17 protein-coding genes are annotated in these 20,625 nt (G+C 70.0%); 7 read left to right on the top strand and 10 right to left on the bottom strand.

Translation table 11 applies throughout. The annotated features are described in order from the left end of the window. From ABE488_RS08895 to map, 9 genes are all read right to left on the bottom strand, one after another. Complete coding sequence (locus ABE488_RS08895; protein WP_346442199.1) at positions 1 to 1,356, bottom strand: AcvB/VirJ family lysyl-phosphatidylglycerol hydrolase; 1,356 nt, start codon at positions 1,354 to 1,356, stop codon at positions 1 to 3. After that, positions 1,353 to 3,920 (bottom strand): bifunctional lysylphosphatidylglycerol flippase/synthetase MprF, encoded by a 2,568-nt coding sequence (gene mprF / locus ABE488_RS08890; protein WP_346447914.1) that lies wholly within the window; start codon positions 3,918 to 3,920, stop codon positions 1,353 to 1,355. Before mprF ends, ABE488_RS08895 begins: the two co-directional genes overlap by 4 nt. A gap of 164 nt (positions 3,921 to 4,084) precedes the next feature. Continuing rightward, the gene (locus ABE488_RS08885; protein ID WP_346442201.1) at positions 4,085 to 4,573 is read right to left on the bottom strand and encodes an 8-oxo-dGTP diphosphatase; all 489 of its coding nucleotides are present in this window, start codon (positions 4,571 to 4,573) and stop codon (positions 4,085 to 4,087) included. Positions 4,574 to 4,644: 71 nt separating this feature from the next. Then, positions 4,645 to 5,787: a succinyl-diaminopimelate desuccinylase gene (dapE, locus tag ABE488_RS08880; protein WP_346447913.1), complete on the bottom strand. Its 1,143-nt coding sequence runs from the start codon at positions 5,785 to 5,787 to the stop codon at positions 4,645 to 4,647. 106 nt (positions 5,788 to 5,893) lie between these two features. Continuing rightward, the gene (locus ABE488_RS08875; RefSeq protein WP_346442203.1) at positions 5,894 to 6,250 is read right to left on the bottom strand and encodes an arsenate reductase; all 357 of its coding nucleotides are present in this window, start codon (positions 6,248 to 6,250) and stop codon (positions 5,894 to 5,896) included. A gap of 35 nt (positions 6,251 to 6,285) precedes the next feature. Next, on the bottom strand, positions 6,286 to 7,152 hold the full coding sequence (locus ABE488_RS08870) for a hypothetical protein (RefSeq protein ID WP_346442204.1): 867 nt from the start codon (positions 7,150 to 7,152) through the stop codon (positions 6,286 to 6,288). Positions 7,153 to 7,154: 2 nt separating this feature from the next. Beyond that, on the bottom strand, positions 7,155 to 7,988 hold the full coding sequence (gene dapD / locus ABE488_RS08865; RefSeq protein WP_346442205.1) for a 2,3,4,5-tetrahydropyridine-2,6-dicarboxylate N-succinyltransferase: 834 nt from the start codon (positions 7,986 to 7,988) through the stop codon (positions 7,155 to 7,157). A 29-nt stretch (positions 7,989 to 8,017) separates the two neighbouring features. Beyond that, positions 8,018 to 10,633 carry a [protein-PII] uridylyltransferase gene (gene glnD, locus ABE488_RS08860; protein WP_346447912.1) on the bottom strand — a complete coding sequence of 872 codons (2,616 nt, stop codon included), beginning with the start codon at positions 10,631 to 10,633 and terminating at the stop codon, positions 8,018 to 8,020. A 1-nt stretch (position 10,634) separates the two neighbouring features. Continuing rightward, positions 10,635 to 11,417, bottom strand: a complete 783-nt coding sequence (map, locus tag ABE488_RS08855; protein ID WP_346447911.1) for a type I methionyl aminopeptidase — start codon at positions 11,415 to 11,417, stop codon at positions 10,635 to 10,637. Positions 11,418 to 11,762: 345 nt separating this feature from the next. Between map and ABE488_RS08850 the strand changes: the two genes are divergently transcribed. The 7 genes from ABE488_RS08850 (at position 11,763) to tsf (ending at position 19,154) form a co-directional block, all read left to right on the top strand. Then, the gene (locus ABE488_RS08850; protein ID WP_346442208.1) at positions 11,763 to 12,305 is read left to right on the top strand and encodes a spore coat U domain-containing protein; all 543 of its coding nucleotides are present in this window, start codon (positions 11,763 to 11,765) and stop codon (positions 12,303 to 12,305) included. A 6-nt stretch (positions 12,306 to 12,311) separates the two neighbouring features. Further along, positions 12,312 to 12,866: a spore coat U domain-containing protein gene (locus tag ABE488_RS08845; RefSeq protein WP_346442209.1), complete on the top strand. Its 555-nt coding sequence runs from the start codon at positions 12,312 to 12,314 to the stop codon at positions 12,864 to 12,866. A 34-nt stretch (positions 12,867 to 12,900) separates the two neighbouring features. Next, on the top strand, positions 12,901 to 13,683 hold the full coding sequence (locus ABE488_RS08840; RefSeq protein WP_346447909.1) for a molecular chaperone: 783 nt from the start codon (positions 12,901 to 12,903) through the stop codon (positions 13,681 to 13,683). Then, on the top strand, positions 13,683 to 16,028 hold the full coding sequence (locus tag ABE488_RS08835; RefSeq protein WP_346447908.1) for a fimbria/pilus outer membrane usher protein: 2,346 nt from the start codon (positions 13,683 to 13,685) through the stop codon (positions 16,026 to 16,028). The genes ABE488_RS08840 and ABE488_RS08835 overlap by 1 nt, the downstream gene beginning before the upstream one ends. Further along, positions 16,028 to 17,062: a spore coat U domain-containing protein gene (locus tag ABE488_RS08830; protein WP_346447906.1), complete on the top strand. Its 1,035-nt coding sequence runs from the start codon at positions 16,028 to 16,030 to the stop codon at positions 17,060 to 17,062. The genes ABE488_RS08835 and ABE488_RS08830 overlap by 1 nt, the downstream gene beginning before the upstream one ends. Before the next feature lie 289 nt (positions 17,063 to 17,351). Further along, complete coding sequence (gene rpsB, locus ABE488_RS08825; RefSeq protein WP_346442213.1) at positions 17,352 to 18,137, top strand: 30S ribosomal protein S2; 786 nt, start codon at positions 17,352 to 17,354, stop codon at positions 18,135 to 18,137. 138 nt (positions 18,138 to 18,275) lie between these two features. Further along, complete coding sequence (gene tsf / locus ABE488_RS08820; protein ID WP_346442214.1) at positions 18,276 to 19,154, top strand: translation elongation factor Ts; 879 nt, start codon at positions 18,276 to 18,278, stop codon at positions 19,152 to 19,154. A 191-nt stretch (positions 19,155 to 19,345) separates the two neighbouring features. On the opposite strand, the gene ABE488_RS08815 is transcribed toward tsf, so the two are convergent. Further along, positions 19,346 to 20,458, bottom strand: a complete 1,113-nt coding sequence (locus ABE488_RS08815; RefSeq protein ID WP_346447904.1) for a hypothetical protein — start codon at positions 20,456 to 20,458, stop codon at positions 19,346 to 19,348. Between the last annotated feature and the right edge of the window lie 167 nt (positions 20,459 to 20,625).

The raw sequence follows: 20,625 nt of genomic DNA, 5'->3' as shown, positions 1-20,625 counted from the left end.
TCAGCGCGGCGCTTCCGCCCCGCCGACGCTGCCCAGGATCGTGCCGGCCAGACGCGCGTAGTCGCCGTCGAAATGGTGGCCGCCGGGCAAGGTCCGGACCGTGACATGGCCGGGCGGCAAGGCCGCACACGTGGCGTCATGGTCGCCCTCGCCCTCGATGCACAGCACGTGGTCGGCCGACAGGCGTCGCACTTCTGGCGCGATCTCCAGCGCATCGGGATCCTCCGCCGACAGCCAGTTGCCGACATGGAACTCGAACGAGGCACGCCGGCCCAGCCCGATCAACACCGTGTGCGCGACCGTCGCGCGGGTCGCCGCCGGCAGCCGGTTGACCGCGAAGGGCAGCACGTCGGCACCCTGCGAGTAGCCGATTAGCAACACGCGCGTCCGTCCCCAGCGCGCGGCGTAGCGCCGGATGACGCGATCGATGTCGCGCGCCAGACCATCGGGCGTGCGCGCCGACCAGAAGTAGCGCAGCGAATCGAAGCCAACGACGGCGATGCCGCGCGCCGCCAGCGCATCGGCAACCTCGGTGTCGAGGCCGGCCCAGCCGCCGTCGCCGCTGAGCAGGATCGCAAACATTGGCTGCGCCGGCCCGTGCGCGGGCACCTCGACCAAGGGCAGATCGCGCACATCCGCAGGCGGCGCGGCCGGCTGCGCGCGGGCCGACAGGCGCGCCAGGCGCTGGACTGCGGCACGCAACGGCGCTGGCGCATCGCCGTGCGCGCGCACCGCCGCGCCATCGATGCCGCGCGCGAAGCGCTGGAGTTCGGAAAGCTCGGCTGCGCTTCCCAGTGCCAGCCAGGGCATGGCGAGTGCGCGCACCGGCTGCAGCGCCACCGTGTCGGGCTGAGGCGTACGGGCGGCAAACAGCGTGCCCGCGCCGCGACACGGTGGTTTGCCCAACGCCAGCGGCGGCAATGCGCCGCGCGTGACCGCACCGGCGAACACGCCCGGCTGGGCCTGCGCGGCCATCGCGTAGACGATCGCCGCCCCCGCGCCCTGCCCCACCAGCACCGGCGGCCGGTAGTCCGGCAATCGCGCATAGCCCTGCAGCCAGTGCGAGAGATTCTCCAGATCGCCATCCGGGAACGCGCAGGCCCCGCCGTCGCGCGCCAGCGCCGCCTGCAGCCGTGGCACGTCGATCTCGGCGACCAGGGCACCGTCGGCCGCCAGCGCCTGCGCGATAGCGCGACCCTCGCCCTGGTCGAGCAACAACACGGTATGCGTCGCCTGCCCGGCCGGCCGTGTCAGTACGACCTCCTCGAAGAATCCGTGCCGCAGCCGTTCCTGCGCACCCGCCGGCCCGGCCAGCAGCAAGACCGCCACCACGCCCCACCTCACGACATGCTTCATTTCGACAGGACTCCTCGGTAACCGCCCGCAATCAATGCCGCGGCATCGGCCAGCACCAACAGCGGCGCGATACCGCCGGGCGAGGCGAGATAGCGCGCACTCCACTGCGGGTCGAACTTGTCCTTGAACGCGCGCAGCCCGCGGAAGTTGTAGAACTGCTCGCCGCGCGCGAACAGCAGCCGCCCCATGCGGTGCCACTGTGGCGCCAGCGCATGGGTCGCCATGCCCGACAACGGCGCCATGCCCAGCCCGAAGCGCTGGTAGCCGTCTGCGGCTAACTGCTGCAGCAGGCGCGCAAACAGGAAATCCATCGTGCCGGGCGGCGCATCGGGCAGGTGCCGCATCAGGTCGATGCTCGCCTCCGACGCTTCGCCCGCCGGGTTGCCAGCGACGAGCAGGCTGGCGAACGCGATGATCCGCGTCTCGTCACGCACCACCGCGACTGGATTGCAGGCCAGGTATGCAGGGTCGAAGGCGCCGATCGAGAACCGCTTTTCGGCCGTCCGATGCTGGGCGAGCCAAGCCTCGGACACCGGCCGCAAGGCCGGCAACAACGCCGGCACGGCCGGCGTGTCGACGATCTCGAACCGCAGGCCGGCACGCTCGGCCCGGTTGACCGCGGTGCGCAGGCTGCCCCGCCGCCTGCCCTGCAGCGAGAATCCAGGCAGCGGCACGCTCGCATACTCGCCGAGCTTGAACAGTCGCAGGCCGGCATCGAGGTACAGCGGCAACGCCTGCGGACCGACCTGATAGAAGCACCCGCGCGCGCCCGCATCGCGCGCGCGCTCCAGGAACGTCCAGACCAGGTCCGGCCAGGCCGCGTACGGGCCGACCGGATCGAACAGTGCGATCCACGACCGCCCCTGGCGTCCGTACATCAGGAAGGCATCGCCTGATGCCGAGAACAGCAGATGCTTGTCACCGGTAAGCACCAGCCCCGCGTCGGCGCTGTCGTGCGCGCGCACGATCGCCTGGGCCTGCGCCAGTTGCGCAGCATCGGGCAACGGCGGCGGCGGCACGGCCGGACGCACCAGTTGCCGGAGCGCGAGCGCCAGGGCGACCACTGCCATCGCCACCAAGGCCCGCAACGAGCGCGGCGCCTCGCCCGACAACGCGAACTGCCACCACAACTGGTGGGCGTAGGCGACATCGCGGTAGGCGAAGAACAGCAGGCCGACCAACGCGACACAGATCACCGCCATCGCCAGCAGCCAGCCACCGGTGAACGGGACTGCCAGCAACGACGCGCGGCGCGTGAACTGGCGCCTGGAGGCGAGCAGCGCCAGCAACAGCGCCGCCAGCACCGTCGCTTCGGTCACGGCCACGCCCTTGGGCAGCGCGAACGCCAGCGCCAGCGTCACCAGCACGACGGCCGCCCACCAGGCAGCATCGAGCCGACGCAGCAGCGCGCGTGCGACGAACAACAGCAACACACCGATGACCGAACTGAGGAAATGCGCCGCCTCCACCAGCGGCAGCGGGACCAGCGCGAGCATCCGCAGCGCGCGGCCGGTGGCCGGGGTCACCCCGGAGACCAGCAACATCACCGCCGCCACCAGGGTCGCGCCCGCCAGCACGCGCGGCGCCAGCCCGGCCAGGAACCGGCGGGCCGGCGACGCCAGGCGCCCGGTCTCGTGCAGCACCAGTACGCCCAGCGCGATCAGCAGCGGCAGCACGTAGTAGACCAGGCGGTAGAGCACCAGCGCTCCGGCCAGCGTGCCCGCCGGCACGCGATCGGCGAGCGCGACCAGCATCACCGCCTCGAACACGCCCAGCCCGCCGGGCACATGGCTGATCACCCCCACCACCACCGCCGCGGCATAGAACCCGAGGAACGTCGCGAAGCCGACCCCGCCTTCGGGCAACAGCAACCACAGCACCGCGGCGGCCGCTGTGATGTCGACCACCGACAGCGCGAGCTGGGTCCAGGCCAGGCCGGGCGTCGGCAGGCGGAGACGACCCACGCGTCCGCGGATCTGGCATACCACGAGCAGCGCCAGCACCGCGGCCACCGCCAGCGCACCCAGCCAAGCCACGACTCCGGCCGGCAAGTGGAGCATTGGCGCGAGCGCCGCGGCATCCCACCACAGCCCGGCGCCGCCGACGGCGCAGGCCCCGAGCCCGAACGCCGATGCGTTGAAGACGATCGCGCGCGACACCTCGCCCGGCTCGACGCCCGCAGCCCCATAGAGGCGCATGCGCACCGCGCCGCCGGTGAACACGCCCAGGCCGATCGTGTTGCTCAGCGCGTAGGCGACGAACGCGGTCTTGGCGACCGTCCGCACCGGCACGCGCGCGCCGACATAGCGCAGCGCACTCGCGTCGTAGCCGACCAGCGCAGCGAAGCTGATCGCGGTGGCCAGGATCGCCAGCGCGATCCGCAGGCCCGGCGTGGCCTCGATCGCAGCGACGATCTCGTCGTAGCGCAGCTCGTGCCAGAAGCCATGGACGGCGACCGCGAGCAGGGTGCCGATCGCCAGCACACCGGCGATGAGCCCGATGCGGCGCAGCGCCTCGGCGTGCGCGATCGACCACGCGCTGAGCGTCTGCAGCCAACGTCGCATCGACCCTGCCATGCCCACCTCGCGCGTGCGCCCCACGGCGATCGCAGGGCACGAAGGCCGCGGAGCATACACCGGCGTCTGTCTGGGACATGCGCACACGCAGCGCCGGTCAATGCGTCCCGTTCAGGCGTCCCGCGCCCCCCGAAAACGGCGGGAAAGACGGCCTACACCCGCGAGTACGACCAGGACTGCATGCAACCGTTCAGATACGGCATCACGCCGTGGAAGGCGCGCGGATCGTCGTCGAACACCAGCGGCAGGAACTGGCGGTCGCCTTCCCACAGCGGCAGGTCGAGCACGCGATCGGCCTCGACCCATTCCAGCGTGCCTTCCGGGTTGGACGTCAGCGGCGCGCCATGCCAGGCGTCGACCACGAACACGAAGCCCAGCCAGTCCTCGCCGTTGCGACCGAAGCCCGGCCAGCTGATGGTGCCGCGCAGGCGCAAGCTGTCGCACTCGATGCCCGCCTCTTCGCGGATTTCCCGGCGCATGCCGGCAACCACGTCCTCGTCGCGCTCGATCTTGCCACCCAGGCCGTTGTACTTGCCCAGGTGCTGGTCGCCGGGCCGCGCATTGCGGTGGATCATCAGCACCCGCCGGCGATCGGGGGACAGCACGTAACCGAGCGTAGCGACGATCGGGGTGTAAGGCATCGGAACGGGCCTGCGGCGGGAAGCCGGGCATTGTAGCGAGCCCCGCCGCGGCGAGCCTGCCGTGCGGACGCTCAGTCCGGCGCGGCAGGCAGCAATAGCCGCGCCACCAACGCCTCGTACAGCGACGGCAGCGCCTGGAGATCGGCGACGCGGACGTGCTCGTCGACCTGATGGATGCTGGCGTTGACCGGACCGATCTCGATGCACTGCGCGCCCAGCGGCGCGATGAACCGGGCATCGGAGGTGCCGCCGCCCGTGCTTTCCTCGGGGGCCGTGCCGGCGAAGGCCGTCAGTACCTCGCGCGCAGCCGCGCGCAGCGGCCCCTCCGGCGTGTGGAACGGCTCGCCGCTGCGGTGCCAGTCGAGCGTGTACTCCAGCCCATGACGGTCCAGCAGCGCGGCAGTTTCGGCTTCCAGGCCAAGCGCGTCCCAGTGCGGGTTGTAGCGCAGGTTGAACTGCACCGTCGCGCTGCCGGGAATGACGTTCGTCGCGCCTGTCCCGGCGGCGATGTTGCTGACCTGCAGGCTGGTCGGCGGAAAGGAGTCGAAGCCATCGTCCCAGTGCCGGCCGACGAGTTCGGCCAGCGCCGGCGCCAGCAGGTGGATCGGGTTGCGCGCCTTGTCCGGATAGGCCACGTGGCCCTGCACCCCGTGCACGGTCAGCGTTGCGGACAGACTGCCGCGCCGGCCCACGCGCAGCAGGTCGCCCAGACGCTGCGTCGACGAGGGCTCGCCGGTGATGCACCAGTCGATGCGCGTGCCGCGCTCGGCGAACGTGCGGGCGACTCGGCGCACACCGTCGATCGCAGCGCCTTCCTCGTCGGAGGTCAGCAGCAACGCCAAGGTGCCGGGATGGTCGGGGTGCGCGACGACGAAGCGCTCGGCGGCGATCACGAAGGCGGCGACGCTGCCCTTCATGTCGGCCGCCCCGCGTCCGTACAGCATGCCGTCGCGCACATCGGGCACGAACGGATCGCAATGCCAGGCCTCGGCCGGCCCGCTCGGCACCACGTCGGTATGGCCAAGCAGCGCCAGGACCGGGCCGCCGCTCCCGTGCGTGGCCCAGAGATTGTCGACCTCGCCAAAGCGCAGCGACTCGATCGCGAAACCTGCCTGGGCGAGGCGCCCGGCGAGCAGCGCCTGACAGCCGGCGTCATCGGGTGTGACCGAGCGGCGCGCGATCAGGTCGCAGGTGAGATCGAGGACGTCGGACATGGCAGCTCTCTTGGGACTGGTGTCGGCGGCGCGCAGGCGCGCCCCAGGCGCGTGACCCGGCACGATGGCATCACGCGCCTGCCGGGAGACGTTGCGCCGGCGCTTGTTAGTCGATGCCGAAGCGCTTCTTGAAGCCGTTGTCGCTGAAGCCCTGAGTGACCGTGCCGTCGTCGGTGACCACGACCGGACGCCGAATCAACTGCGGGTACTCGCGCAGCAGCAGCTTCCATTCCGCGTCGCTGGCCGCGCCCTTGCGGTTGTCGGGCAACTGCCGCCACGTGGTCGAGGCCTTGTTGACCATCGCCTCGAAACCACCCAGTTGCCCGGCCCATGCGACCAGCGTCTCGGGCGTCGGCTTGTCGTCGCGGTAGTCGACGAAGGTGTGTGCGATGCCGAAGCGATCGAGCCATTTGCGCGCCTTCTTGCAGGTGTCGCAGTTCTTCAGGCCGAAAACGGTATGCATAGCCATCCGCTAAGCGAAAACAGACGCGCAGAATGTCACAACAGACGTTCGGACACGACCCGGAACGGGACTTTCGGCAGGCTGAAGGCCAAGCCTTCGTCGAGCTTCACTCCCATCGACTCCAGACGCGGACAATGCAGTGGCCCGTCCAGCCGCAGCGGCCGCAGCGCAGCCAGGTCCACCGGCAGGTCGATGCGCGTGCATGCCCAGCGCCGATCGACGGTGCGGGCGATGGCTTGATCCTGGCACGTCAACCAACGCAGCAGCGCCTGCCGATCGCCGAACGCCGCAGTCCACGCCTTGTCATGCCAATCCTCGCTCGCCCGCCACTGCAGCCCCAGCGCCGGCGCACTGCCCTGCCCGCCATCGATACGGGTATGCCCGCTGCCGTTGGCCCGCAGTGCATGCGCAAAGTGGGCGGACAGATGCGGCTGCATGGCATCGCTGCATGCGCGCGCGCCGACGACGAACAGCAACTGGTCCATCACATTGCGGTCGAACAGCACCACGGGCGTGCCGTCGGGGCGATCATCGCGGCGCAGGTACCAGCGCCAGTTGCTCTGATGAGGCGATGGCATCAGCGCACGCACAGGCCCCGCTCGCTGTGGCCCCAGATGCCCATGGCGATAGCTGAGGATGGTGTAAGGGGTACAGCCGGCATGGACGACATAGTGATAGCCCGCAGGTGCGGGGGGCGCATGACGCACGTCCACCCACCAGCTGACATAGACCACATCGCGCACGTCGCTGACCAGCGCGGGCATGCGCCAGCGCCGGAACAGCGCACGACGCGCCCGCGTCCAGCGGGGCGCATGCAGCAGTGACGGCAGCATCCGCCCCAATACGGTGGCGCGAGGATGGCGGTAGGCTGCGGCCTCCGCGAGATCCGCCTCCGCGGTCACTGTCAGTCGGCCAGGCCGCGCAGCAGGTCGTTGACCGAGGTCTTGCTGCGGGTCTTCTCGTCGACCTGCTTGACGATGACCGCGCAATACAGCGAATGCGAGCCGTCCTTGGCCGGCAACTGGCCCGAGACCACGACGCTGCCCGGCGGCACGTAACCGTAGGAGATCTCGCCGGTCGCGCGATCGTAGATGCGCGTCGACTGACCAAGGAACACGCCCATGCCGATGACGCTGTGGTGGCCGACCACGACGCCCTCGACGACTTCCGAGCGCGCGCCGATGAAGCAGTGATCCTCGATGATCGTCGGACTGGCCTGCAGCGGCTCCAGCACGCCGCCGATGCCGGCGCCGCCCGACAGATGCACGTGCTTGCCGATCTGCGCGCACGAGCCCACCGTGGCCCAGGTGTCGACCATCGTGCCCTCGCCCACGTAGGCGCCGATGTTGACGAAGCTCGGCATCAACACCACGTCGCGGCCGAAGTAGGTGCCGCGGCGCACTGCGGCGCCGGGCACCACGCGCACGCCGGCGGCCTTGAACCGGGCCTCGTCGTAGCCGGCAAAGCGCGCCTCGACCTTGTCCCAGAACGGCGCCGGCTGGGCGTCGACGACGGCCATGTCGTTGCTGCGGAAGTACAGCAGCACCGCCTTCTTGAGCCACTCGTTGACCTGCCAGCCGCCGTTGCCATCCGGTTCGGCGACGCGCAGCTCGCCCGATTCCAGGCCGGCCATCGCCTGCTCGACCGCCGGTTTGACCTCATCCCCGATCTCTTGGGCGGTGAGTTCGGCGCGACGCGCGAACGCGTCCTCGATCAACGTCTGCAGCGCTTGGGTCATGGCAGGTCTTCGTGGGGAAAAACGGGGCGCTATCGTGCCATGTCGCCGTCGATCGAAGCGAGCAACGCGGCCCGCAGCCGCGCCTGCGCTGCCTCGTCGAGCGGCTGGCCATCGCCGCCGACGAGCCGGAACACGTCCTCGACGCGTTCGCCGAACGTCGCCACGCGTGCGTCGTGCACGCGCACGTCCTGCTGGCGCAGCACGTGGGCGACATCGGCCAGCAGCCCCGGCCGATCGGTGCACACCAGGCTGAAGACCGTGTGCCGGCCGTCGGCGCCGGGGTTGAACTCGATCCGCGGCGGCACGCGGAAATGCCGCAGGTGGCGCGGCTGGGCCCGGCGCGCCGGGCGCAGGTCGAGCGCGCCGCCGAGCACGGTGGCGAGCTTGCGCTCGATCGTGGCCAGTTCCAGCGGATGGCGCGTGTCCATCGGCAGCACCTGGAAGACGTCGAAGATCGTGCCGCCCGGGCCGTCGAGCGCGCGCGCCTGCTGGATCGCCAGGCCCAGGCGGTCGAGCGTGATCACGATCGCCGAGAACAGACCGTCGCGGTCAGGCGAGTGCACGAAGACCTCCAGCGCCTGCGCCCCGGCCGCGAGCCGCCGCACCCGCACCACCAGTCCGCCCTGCGCACTGTCGCGCAGCGCCAGCGCCTGCCACACCACCTGATCGGCGCGTCCGCGCAGGAAGCTCTCCTGCGGGATCCGCGCGAACAAGGCGTCAGCCTGAGCATCGTCGATGCCGTGGGCCGACAGCAGGCCGCGGGCGCGGTCACGCGCCTCGGCGATGCGCTCGATCGCCGCCACCGGGTGCTCGAGCCCCCGGCGCAACGCCAGCCGCGTGGCAATGCGCAGGTCGGTCAGCAGCCGGTCCTTCCAGGCATTCCACAGCTTGGGCGACGTGCCGGCGATGTCCGCGCAGGTCAGCAGGTACAGGTAATCCAGCCGTTCGCGGTCGGCGACCTCGGCGGCGAACTTGTGGATCACCGCCGGGTCGGAGATATCAAGCTTCTGCGCACTGGTGGACATCAACAGGTGACGCCGCACCAGCCACTCCACCAGCGCGGTGTCGGTCTCGCCCAGGCCGTGGCCCTCGCAGAACGCGCGGGCATCGACCGCGCCCAGTTCCGAATGGTCGCCGCCACGCCCCTTGCCGATGTCGTGGAACAGCCCGGCCAGCAGCAGCAATTCGGGCTTGCGCAATTGCGGCCACACTTCGTGCGCGGTGGAAAAGCGCTCGTCCGGCGCCTCGGACGCGAAGCTGGCGATGTTGCGCAGCACCGCCAGCGTGTGCTGGTCGACGGTGTAGGCATGGAACAGGTCGAACTGCATCCGCCCGGTGACGTTGGCGAACTCGGGGATCCACACGCCGAGCACGCCGAGCCTGGCCATCCGCTCGAGCGTGCGCACCGGTGTGGGCCCACGCAACAGCGCCATGAACTGCTCGCGCAGCGCCGGCGAGGCACTGCGCCAGGACGGCAGCGCGTGCAGCGATTCGGCCAGCGCGCGCGCGGTCTGCGAGTGCAGGCCGCGCAGTTCCTGGCGGTCGGCCCAGATCGCGAACAGGTCGAACACCCGCGCGATGTCGCCGCCCGGCCAGACATCGTCGCGCGCCACCAGATAGCCGCGCTGCACGCCGAACTCGGCATCGAGCGGCCGCAGCGCGCCTTCGCCCTCAATTTGCTCCTCGAATCGCTGCAGCAGGCGTTCGCTGATCCGCTGCACCACCGAGGCGCTGCGGTAGAACTCCTGCATCATCTTCTCGACCAGCGGGTTGTCGGCCTGCTCGACATGGTGCAGTCGCGCGGCCAACGCCTTTTGGTAATCGAAGCGCAGCCGTTCCTCGGCCTTGCCGGCGACCAGGTGCAGCCCGAAACGCAGCCTGGAGAGCGTGCGCCGCTCGCGTTCGAGCGTGGCGTGCTCGTCGACCCCGAGCTGGCCGAGGGCGATCAGCTCTTCCAGGCCGTAGATGCCGAGCACGCGCCGCGCCATCCAACGCAGGTTGTGCACATCGCGCAGGCCGCCCGGACCGTCCTTGATGTTGGGCTCGAGGTTGTCGGCGGTGTCGCCAAAGCGCGCGTGGCGGACTTCGAGCTCTCGCCGCTTGGCATGAAAGAACGCGGCCGCCGGCCAGACCTTGGGATCGGCGATCGCGTCGATCAGCGCGCGCACCTCGCCGATGTTGGCCAGCAGCGGGCGCGCCTCCAGCAGCGCGGTCAGTACGGTCGCGTCGGCGGCCGCCTCGGTGCACTCCTCGAAGCTGCGCACCGCATGGCCGACCGGCAGCCCCAGGTCCCACAGCAGCGCCAGCATCCGGCTCAGCGCCTGCGCATGCGCGGCCTGCACCTGCGGCTCGCCGACGATCAGCAGGTCGATGTCCGAATGCGGGAACAGTTCGCCGCGGCCGTACCCCCCGACCGCGAACAGCGCCAACACCGCCTCGCCCGGAATGCAGCGCGCCCAAGCCTTGCGGACCCAACCGTCGACGGCGTTGGCGCGCGCGGCCAGCAGCCGATCGATGTGCTGGCCGGCGTCGAAGCCCTGGATCAGCCGCGCGTCGTGCGCGGCGAGCGCGTCGCGCGCCTCCGCCACCCAAGCCGCGTCGCCGTCGTCGGCGGCAGGTGCGGTGGCGGCGGTGCGCTCGCCCACGTCAGAGGAACGCGTCGTTGTCGTCGCCCGGAATCCGGGTCAACACGTCGACACCGTCGGCGGTGACGGCGACCGTGTGCTCCCATTGCGCCGAGAGCTTGCGGTCCTTGGTGACCACCGTCCAACCGTCGGGCAGCACCTTGGTGAAGCGCGTGCCCTCGTTGATCATCGGCTCGATCGTGAAGGTCATGCCTTCCTTGAGCACGACACCGGTGCCCGGCGTGCCGTAGTGCAGCACCTGCGGCTCATCGTGATAGACCTTGCCGATGCCGTGTCCGCAATACTCGCGCACCACGCTGAAACGCTCGCTTTCGGCGTACTTCTGGATCGCGTGGCCGACATCGCCGAGCGTGGCGCCCGGCCGCACTGCGCGGATGCCGCGCCACATCGCCTCGCGGGTCACCTCGACCAGCCGCTTGGCCATCACCGACGGCGTGCCGACGACGTACATGCGGCTGGTGTCGCCGTGCCAGCCGTCCTTGATGACCGTCACGTCGATATTGATGATGTCGCCATCCTTGAGCACCTTCGCATCGCTCGGGATCCCGTGACAGATGACGTTGTTGGCCGAGATGCAGGTGGTCTTGGGATAGCCCTTGTAGCCGACGTTGGCCGGGACCGCGCCCTGCACATTGACGATGTGCTCGTAACAGATGCGGTCCAGTTCGTCGGTGGTCACCCCGGGTTTGACGTGCGGGGCGACGACCTGCAGGACTTCGGCGGCCAGGCGGCCGGCCACGCGCATCTTCTCGATCTCGTCGGGCGTCTTGGTCTGAATGCTCATCGGGTCATTATCGCAGATCGCCTGCGTCTTGCCGCGCGGCCGGGGCCGAACGCAGTCCGTGCGCCGGCCGCGCGACGCCGCTTGCGACGACTCACAGGACCTTCACCGCACGCCGCAGCACTATCGCCAGGCACAGGACGACTGCCTATTTTGCTAAACACGCAGTGACGACGAGCGGGCCGCATCAGCGCAGCCTGCCGCCGCGGACAGGAGACCGCCATGCCGCCGGACATCGCCGCCCCGACCCGCGACCCGCATCGAGACACTGCGCCCAGCCCCCCGCAAGCGGGCCAAGTTCGTTGCTTGCCCGCATGCCCTTCCGATCCAACACGACGGAGATGTTCCATGCGCTTGATGCCATTGACCGCCGCCGCCCTGCTCGGGCTGGTCGGTGCGACCGCCCACGCCGAGATCACCGGACAGATCGACGCCACCATGACCCTGCAGGCCGGCTGCATCATCAACGGCGTCGATACCGCCGACGGGGGCAGCGTCGGCACCCTGGGCACGCTCGATTTCGGCACCGAGACCACCGTGTTCGATCAGGCCGACGCCGAAGTGCAGAACGCGGGCAGCGCCATCACCATCCGATGCTCGGAAGGCGTGTCTCCCAGCATCAGCTTCGATGGCGGGCTCAATCCCGGCGCGGCGCCCGATGGCGGCGGAAGCCGCGCGCTGGCGCTACAGAGCGGCGCGGATACGCGTTTCATCAGCTACGAGCTGTACTCCGACGCCGGCAGGTCGACAGTGATCGCCAATGGCGACGCGCTGACGCTGCCCGCCGACGGCAGCGCGCAGACGGTCAACGTCTACGGGCGTGCGTTCGGCGGCGCCGCGCTGTTGCCGGGGACCTACTCCGATGTCATCGGCGTCGTGATCACGCTCTGATCAGCCGTGGCTCGCGCCCGTCCGCGCCGGCCTGGCGCACCTCCGCTCGGCGGCCTGCTCGCAAGCTTGCTGGCGACGCTGCCTGGCGCGCTGCAGGCCGACACCCAGACCACGTTTCCGGTCTCGGCCACGGTGATTCCGGGCTGTGCGATCGACGGCCTGGGGAGCAGCGGCGCTGCAGGCGTGATGGCGACGCTCGACTTCGGTACCGATAGCGCGTTGTCGAACGCCGTGCACACTGCCGATGCCGGTGCGGCGCAGGTGGTCACGCTGCGCTGCACGGCGGGCGTGGTGATGCGCATGCGCATCGATGGCGGTGCGCATGCGGCCGGCGGGGTCAGGCAACTGCGCCACGCCGCGGTCGATCGCAGAATCCCGTACCGGCTCTACCGCGATGCGGCCTTGACCCAGGAGATCGCGATCGATCAGGCGCAGTCGATCACCGTGCCCGGCTCCGCCCCCCTCGGCATCGCGCTGCCGGTCCACGGCCGACTCACGCTGCCCGGCGACGCGCTGCCGGGCGCGTACACCGACACGGTCACCGTCACGCTCGACTGGTGAAGCCGTCTGCCCCGGCCATCGACAAGGACATGTCATGCTCCCGCCCCCACGCCGCCCCGTTCCATTTGCCCGTGTGATCCGCTGGTTGATCGGCGCGGCGATGGCGCTGGCGACGATCGCCGCGCCGGCCGCCAATTCGTTGTTGATCTGGCCGGTCAATCCGACCATCCGCCACGGCGAACAGGCCACCGCACTCTGGATCGAGAACCAGGGCCGGACCACCGCGCACCTGCAGTTGCGCGTGTTCGAATGGCACCAGGTCGACGGCGAGGACGACTATCGACCGCAGCAGGCCATCGTCGGCTCGCCGCCGATGGCACGGATCGCCCCCGGCCAGCGTCAACTGGTCCGCCTGACGCGAACCACCGCAATCCCGGCCGTCGCCGGGGAGCTCGCCTACCGGATCGTCGTCGACGAGATCCCAGTCCAGCGCGCCGAGGATGCGCAGGAACCGGTGGGCTCCCCGGCCGGCGTGCGCTTTCAGTTCCGCTATTCGATCCCGCTCTTCGTCCACGACGACGCGACCGGCCGGGTGGGGCCACAACTGGCATGGGAGCTGCAACGGCGCGACGGCCAGGTCTTTGTGCTGGTCCACAACCGCGGCCAGCGCCACGCGCGCCTGACCGCGCTGGGATTCCGCCGCCCAGGCGGCGCCCACGTCCCGCTGGAGAATGCGCAGCTGGGCTACGTGCTGGCCGGCAGCTTCGCGCGCTGGCCGCTGACCGATGCCGCGCAGGCCGACGGCACGCTGGAGGCGCACATCGACGACCACCGGCGCCTGCGCACGATTCCGCCGGTGCAGGCATCGAGGCGCTGATGCCCCGGCCGTCGACGGCGTGCCTGGCCTCGGCGCTGCTGTGCGCAGGCCTGGCACCGGCGCCGACGGCCGAGGCCGCGACGCCGGCACCTGGCCGGCTGCCGCCGCCCCCGCGGGCGACCGACGCCATCGGCGAGGGCCTGGTGCACCTGGAACTGGTCGTCAACGGGCTGGCATCGGGACGTGTGGTCCCGGTCGAACTGCGCGATGGGCACTACCTGGTCGATGCGCAAGCGCTGCAGGCGCTGCACGTGCGCGTCGACGCCCCGGATGCAGACGGCCGGGTCGCGATCGACCGCCTGCCGGGCGTCGCCGTCGAGTACGACGTCGCCACCCTGCGCCTGCACATCGAGGTGCCTGCCGACTGGCTACCGAGCCAGCACTTCGAGCGCCACGGCGGACCCGCCCGCCACGACTCGCGTGCCAGCCGCGGGCTGCTGCTCAACTACGATCTGTATGCCACCCGCGCGCCGCACGCCGCCACCGCGACTTCGCTGTGGACCGACGTGCGCCTGTTCGGCGACGCCGGCACGGTGTCGTCGTCGGGTGCCTGGCGCCATGGCGGCGCCGCGGGCCGGGCGTTCGTCCGCTATGACACCCGATGGATCCGTGTCGACGAAGCGCAGGCACGGCTCTGGGAGGCCGGCGACCTGATCACGCGAGGGCCGGCCTGGACCTCACCGGTCCGGGTGGCCGGGCTGCAGTTCTCACGCGATTTCTCGCTCCGCCCCGACATCGTCACCTATCCGCTGCCGCAGTTCGCGGGCCAGGCCGGCGTGCCATCGGCGGTCGACCTGTACGTCAACGGCAGTCTCGCCGCGCGCGAGCGCGTCGACCCCGGTCCCTTTGCGCTGACCGAGGTGCCGTTCATCAACGGCGCCGGCGAGGCGGTGGTGGTGGTCACCGATGCGCTGGGGCGGCAAGTCGCCACGGCGGTGCCGTTCTACGTCAGCAGCCGCCTTCTCGCGCCGGGCCTGAGCGACTTTGCGCTCGCGGCCGGTGCATTGCGCCGCGACTACGGTGTCGAGAATTTCGCCTACGGCCCGGTGGTGGCCTCGGCCGCCTACAGCCGCGGCCCCCCCTTGGCGCCCCCCGGTGTGGGGGTGGGGGCCCCCGCCGACGATCTGACCCGGCTCGGTGCCGGCGGCGTCGTCCGGCTGGGCATGCTGGGGGTGGTCAATGCTGCCTACAGCCATAGCGAATCGCGCGGCCGCTCGGGCGGCCAGGTCGATGTCGGCTACCAGTACACCCGCCGCGGATTGACGCTGTCGGCGCAGCACCAGCGCAGCGATCGCGACTTCGTGGACCTGGCCCGCTACGACCCGCGGACCACGCTGCCGTTCCGGCCACGGACAACGGTGGTCGCCGGCAGCGTCGCGCTCGGGCGCTGGGGCAGCGTGGGGCTTGGCCACATCGCGCTGGAGAACGCCGACGCTTCGCGGACCCGACTGGTCAACCTGTCGTGGAGCGTATCGCCGTGGCGGGACATCGGCCTCTACCTGTCGGGCAACCGCGACATCGACGGCGGCGACTGGTCGGCGGTCGCGCAACTGGTGGTGTCGCTGCGGCGCGGCAACGTCACCGCAACGCATGATCGCGCCAGTGGACGCGGCGATGCGCAACGCCTGCGCTACACACGCCCTGTGCCCAGCGACGGAGGACTCGGGCTTGGCCTGGGCTACAGCCGCTTTGCCGCGGGCGATGATCAGCTCGAGCTCGACGCCCTGTGGCGCAACCGCCACATCCAGCTCGGCGGCGGCGTGCGCGGCGGCGCCGGCGCCCACACGCTGTGGGCCAATGCCGCCGGCGCGATCGTGCGCATGGATGGCGGCACCTTTCTGTCGAACCGGATCTCCGATGCCTTCGTGGTGGTGGACACCAACGGCTTTGCGGACATTCCAGTGCGCTACGAGAACGTGACCGTCGGCACCACCGATCGCCACGGTCGGCTGCTGGTGCCGTGGTCCGGGGCGCAGTACGCCGCGAAGTTCGAGATCGACCCACTGCAGTTGCCGACCAACGTGCAAACGCCGATCGTCGAGCAGCGCGTCGCGGTGCGCCGCGGCAGCGGCTATGTGATGCGGTTCCCGGTCGAGCGTACCCTGTCGGCCCTGGTCACGCTGCACGATGCGTCAGGCGCGGAACTCGCACCAGGCACCCCGGTGAGCAGCGCGCAGGGCGAAGCTGCGCATGTGGGCTGGGACGGCCTGGTCTATCTGTCGAGGCTGGCGCCGGACAACACGCTCACCGCGCATCCCGCCGGCGCGCCTGCGTGCACCGTCCGCTTTTCGCTCGACCCCGGCGCCGAGGGCCTGGCGCGAATCGGTCCGCTGGCCTGCCGATGATGCGCATACGTCTCCGCCCCGCCCCGCCGCCGCGCGCACGTCCGCGCCTGCTGCTGCTCGCGCTGCTCGCCGCCGGCAGCGGCGCGCAAGCACAGGACACCGGGTCGTGCGCGGTGGCCAACGCGCACGCCGACCTTGGTACTACCGGCACGCTGGCCTTGGCCGACGGCCCGCGACAGGCGGCCGGCAGCGGCGGCCTGACCTGCAGCGCACTGGCCTTGATCAGCACCTCCTACATCAAGGTCCGACTGGAGACCTCGACGTTCCAACTGGTCCACGACGGCGGTGGGCCCCCGGTTCCGTTCACGGTCCTGGCGCAGAGCACCGGGCCGCAGCTCGGCCAGGGCCAGGAGTTCGATTTCTCGGCGTTGAACCTGCTCAACCTGTTCAGCGGACCTGGCGGCAGCCTGCCGCTGTACATCCGCACCACGCCCACGGCAGGCCTGCGCGCCGGCACCTACACCGGTGTGGTCAACCTGCGCTGGTTCTTCTCGATCTGTACCCTCGGGATCGGACCGTTGTGCGCCTACTCGCAGAGTCCGGGCTTCCAGCGCCCCGGTCTGCTGACGCCGCTCGCGTGGGGCACCGGCATTTCAACGAGCGTGAATGTCGTGCTGCGGCTGGAGAACGACTGCGCGATCGCCGCCCCGCCGCTCGACTTCGGCAGCGCCCCGCTGGCCGGCGCATTCGGTCCGGTGGTGCAGCACATCACGGTCCGCTGCAGCGCGGGCGCCGCGTACACGGTCGGGATCGATGACGGACAGCACTTCTCGGCGGGCTGGCGGCGCATGCGCGACGACCTCGCGCCCACCCAGTTCCTGCGCTACGCGCTCTATAAGGGTGCGGCCTCTGACGAGCGCTGGGGCAGCGTCGGTGCCGAGCGGCGTTCGAGCGCCGGCGCCGAGCTCAATCCCGGCGTCCACACCGGCGCAACGGCCCAGGGCTTCACGTACCGGGCGCTGATCGACCCCACCCAGGCCACGCCACCGCCGGGGGTCTACCGCGACACCCTCCGAGTCGATATCGGCTTCTGAGCGCCGAGGCGCGTTCAGATTGCGCGCTGGCTGCGGCGCAGGTTAGAATCCCGCGCTTGCCGTGCCCGCTCGCCGGGTCCGACACGCAACGCCGGGCGTCACCGGCGAATACACACCTGTCGTATCGACCCGTGCCGGGGTGCCTCGCAAGAGGTTCGGCCACGGAGGCGACAGGGAGGCCCAACCCCGGAATCGAGATGCGAGTCCGATCGCCAAGTGCTGCACATCTCACGTGCGGACTTGCCACGACACCGGCTTCGTTCGATTCCATCATCACGAGATCATCCAAATGCCTCAGATCACCATGCGCCAGATGCTGGAAGCCGGCGTGCACTTCGGCCACCAGACGCGCTACTGGAACCCCAAGATGTCGCCGTACATCTTCGGCGCCCGCGGCAAGATCCACATCATCAACCTCGAGAAGACGGTTCCGCTGTTCAACGACGCGATGAACTTCATCTCGGGCATCGCCCAGAAGCGCGGCATGATCCTGTTCGTCGGCACCAAGCGCAGCGCGCGCGAGGCGATCAAGGAAGAGGCCGAGCGTTGCGGCATGCCGTACATGACCCAGCGCTGGCTGGGCGGCACGCTGACCAACTTCCGCACGGTCAAGCAGTCGGTGTCGCGCCTGAAGGAGCTCGAGTCGGCCGAGACCGACGGCACGTTCGACAAGCTGGTCAAGCACGAAGTGCTGGGCCTGCGTCGCGAGCGCGACAAGCTCGAAGCGTCGCTGGGCGGCATCAAGGAAATGAACCGCCTGCCCGACGCGCTGTTCGTCATCGACATCGGCCACGAGAACATCGCGATCCAGGAAGCCAAGAAGCTCGGCATTCCGGTCATCGCCGTCGTCGACACCAACTACGATCCGGCGCTGGTGGACTACGCGATCCCGGGCAACGACGACGCGATCCGCGCCGTGCAGCTGTACGCCAACGCCGCGGCCGACGCCGTGCTCGAAGGCAAGGCGGCCGCGCCGAGCGCGGCGACCGTGCGCGAGGAAGAGTTTGCAGAAGGCGGCGACAAGCCGGCCCGCGCCCCGCGCGGCAAGAAGACCGAGGACGTCGCGGCCGAGTAATCGCCGCGACATGCGGCTGCGCCATGCTGCGCAGCCGCAGCGCCTCCGGCGCGATCGCCGCTCGTCTGCGAGCGGCGACCGCCAACGACCGGCCGCGCACCGCGCGGCCGACGCATCCACCGAACACTGAGGTCATCCATGGAAATCACCGCATCCCTGGTCAAGGAACTGCGCGAGCGCACCGGCGCCGGCATGATGGAGTGCAAGAAGGCACTGAGCGAGACCGCCGGCGACATCGACGCCGCCGCCGAAGCCCTGCGCAAGTCGGGCCTGGCCAAGGCCGACAAGAAGGCCGACCGCGTCGCCGCCGAAGGCCGCATCGTCGCCACGCAGGACGATCGCGCCGCGGTGCTGGTCGAGATCAACTCCGAGACCGACTTCGTCGCCAAGGATGACAACTTCCTGCGCTTCACCGAGGCCGTCGCCCAAGCCGCCCTCGCCTCCGGCGCCGCCGATATCGATGCGCTCAAGGCTGCGAAGCTCGCGTCGGGCGAGACCGTCGAGGAAGCGCGCGCTGCCGTCATCGCCAAGGTCGGCGAGAACGTGCAGGTGCGTCGCATCGTGCGGATGGAGAGCAGCCACAACCTGGCGGCCTACGTCCACGGCGGCCGCATCGGCGTGCTGGTCGAGCTGCAGGGCGGCGATGCCGACCTCGCGCGTGGCCTGGCGATGCACGTCGCGGCGATGAACCCGCCGCACAACAAGGCCACCGACGTCCCGGCCGAGTTCATCGAGAAGGAAAAGGAAATCGAGCTGGCGAAGATGTCCGACAAGGACAAGAACAAGCCGGCCGACATCCTCGAGAAGATCATCAGCGGCAAGCTCAACAAGATCGTCAACGAGGTCACGCTCTACGGCCAGCCCTACGTGCTCGACACCGACAAGACGGTCGAGGCCACGCTCAAGGCCGCCGGCGCGGACGTGCTGCGCTTCCAGCGCCTGGCCGTCGGCGAAGGCATCGAGAAGGTCGTCGAGGACTACGCCGCCGAAGTGATGAAGCAGGCCGGCCTGGCCTGATCCATCCGCCGCGGTGTCCTTGGACACCGTTGACAGAAAGCACGCCCCTTGCGGGCGTGCTTTTTTTTGCCTCATCTCCCTCGTTCGCGAGAACGAGCGTGCAGCTTCGGGTCGGCAGCCGCCTACCAGCCGGACGCCGCCCTCCCCTCAGTCGGGAGCGCGTCGCTGTCCGGCCACCCAAAACGCGCGCGTCACTCCTGGAAGACCACCCCTTCCATCGACACCGGCAAGTGGTCCTGCGCCGCGCTCTGCTGGAACGCCTCGTAATCCGGGCTTCCGCGAAACGCGCCGAACCGGTAGGGAAACTGCGCCAGATCCGCGTTCGAGAAATCCGGCCGACGCGCCAGGAACAGGCCCACGAGCGCAGAAAGCACCGGCAAGTCCGGGCAATCCTCTTCCATCCACAGGCATTGCCCTGACTCATTGACCTCCAGGAAGACGAAGCCGCCATCGGGCCGGACGATGAAGTCGAACGAGCCGTGCACCAGCCCCAGCATCGCCATGACCCGCAAGCAGCCTTCGCGCACAGGATCGGGCAATTGGAACGGGGTCACCGTCGGATGCTTGGCGGCGTGGCGCCAGTCCACGGCCAGGTCGGGGTCGCCGCGCGTGTCCAGGCGCGCGGCGATCACCGCCTGCCCGAACACGGCCACCCGCACTTCGAACGCCTTGTCGACGAAGTGCTGGTAGATCAGCGGGGACGCCTGCAGCACGCGCGGATCATCCAGGTCCTGCTCGGTCACCAGCGAGGACAGATACTCGTACGACCGGCCGTCGCGCGTGTTCCACAGATGCGGGAAGAACGGTTTGGCGATGACTCGGCCACTGTGCGCACGCACGAACGCGCGGATACGCGCCGGGTCGTTGCTCGCCAGCGTGTCGGGCACGACCATGCCGCAGGCCTGCGCCAGGCGCAGCTGATGCAACTTGTTGTGCCGGCTGGTCATGAAGCTCGTGAGCGGGTTGACCCACCAGGCCTGGGGTGCAAGCACATGCAGCAATCCCCAGAAGAAGCGCTCGCTTTCGCGCTGACAGGCCTCCGCATCGCGGGCATCCAGGCCCGCCGGCACGCCGGGCGAGCGCCCGATCCTGCGAATCCAGACGAAATCGCAATCGGTGTCGGGCAGCCCGCCCGCCGTGCCCGCGTCCGTGCCCGCGCGCAATTCGAAGCTATGGGTGGCGCGCGCCGGGAAGTCGCCCAAGCACATCCAGCGCGTCGCGATCCCGCGATCGGCGAGCGCCCACGCCACCGCGCCCGCATGGACATCTCCGGGATGCGTGACGACGCGCAGGTGTCCAGGCATGCAAGTGCTCCGACGAGAGAGATGCGGGTGTTCTACCGCAGACTGCGACCGCCATGCGAGCACGCGCCAGCGCCAACGGCTCGGTCCAGGCCCCGTCTCGATTTGACACTGGCACCGCGATGCACTAAGACACCGATGACGCCGCCATGTCGACGGCGCTGCGAATC

This window comes from Luteimonas sp. TWI662 (genome assembly GCF_039673825.1).
Taxonomy (GTDB): Bacteria; Pseudomonadota; Gammaproteobacteria; order Xanthomonadales; family Xanthomonadaceae; genus Luteimonas.
This window is presented reverse-complemented; position numbering and strand designations above follow the sequence as displayed.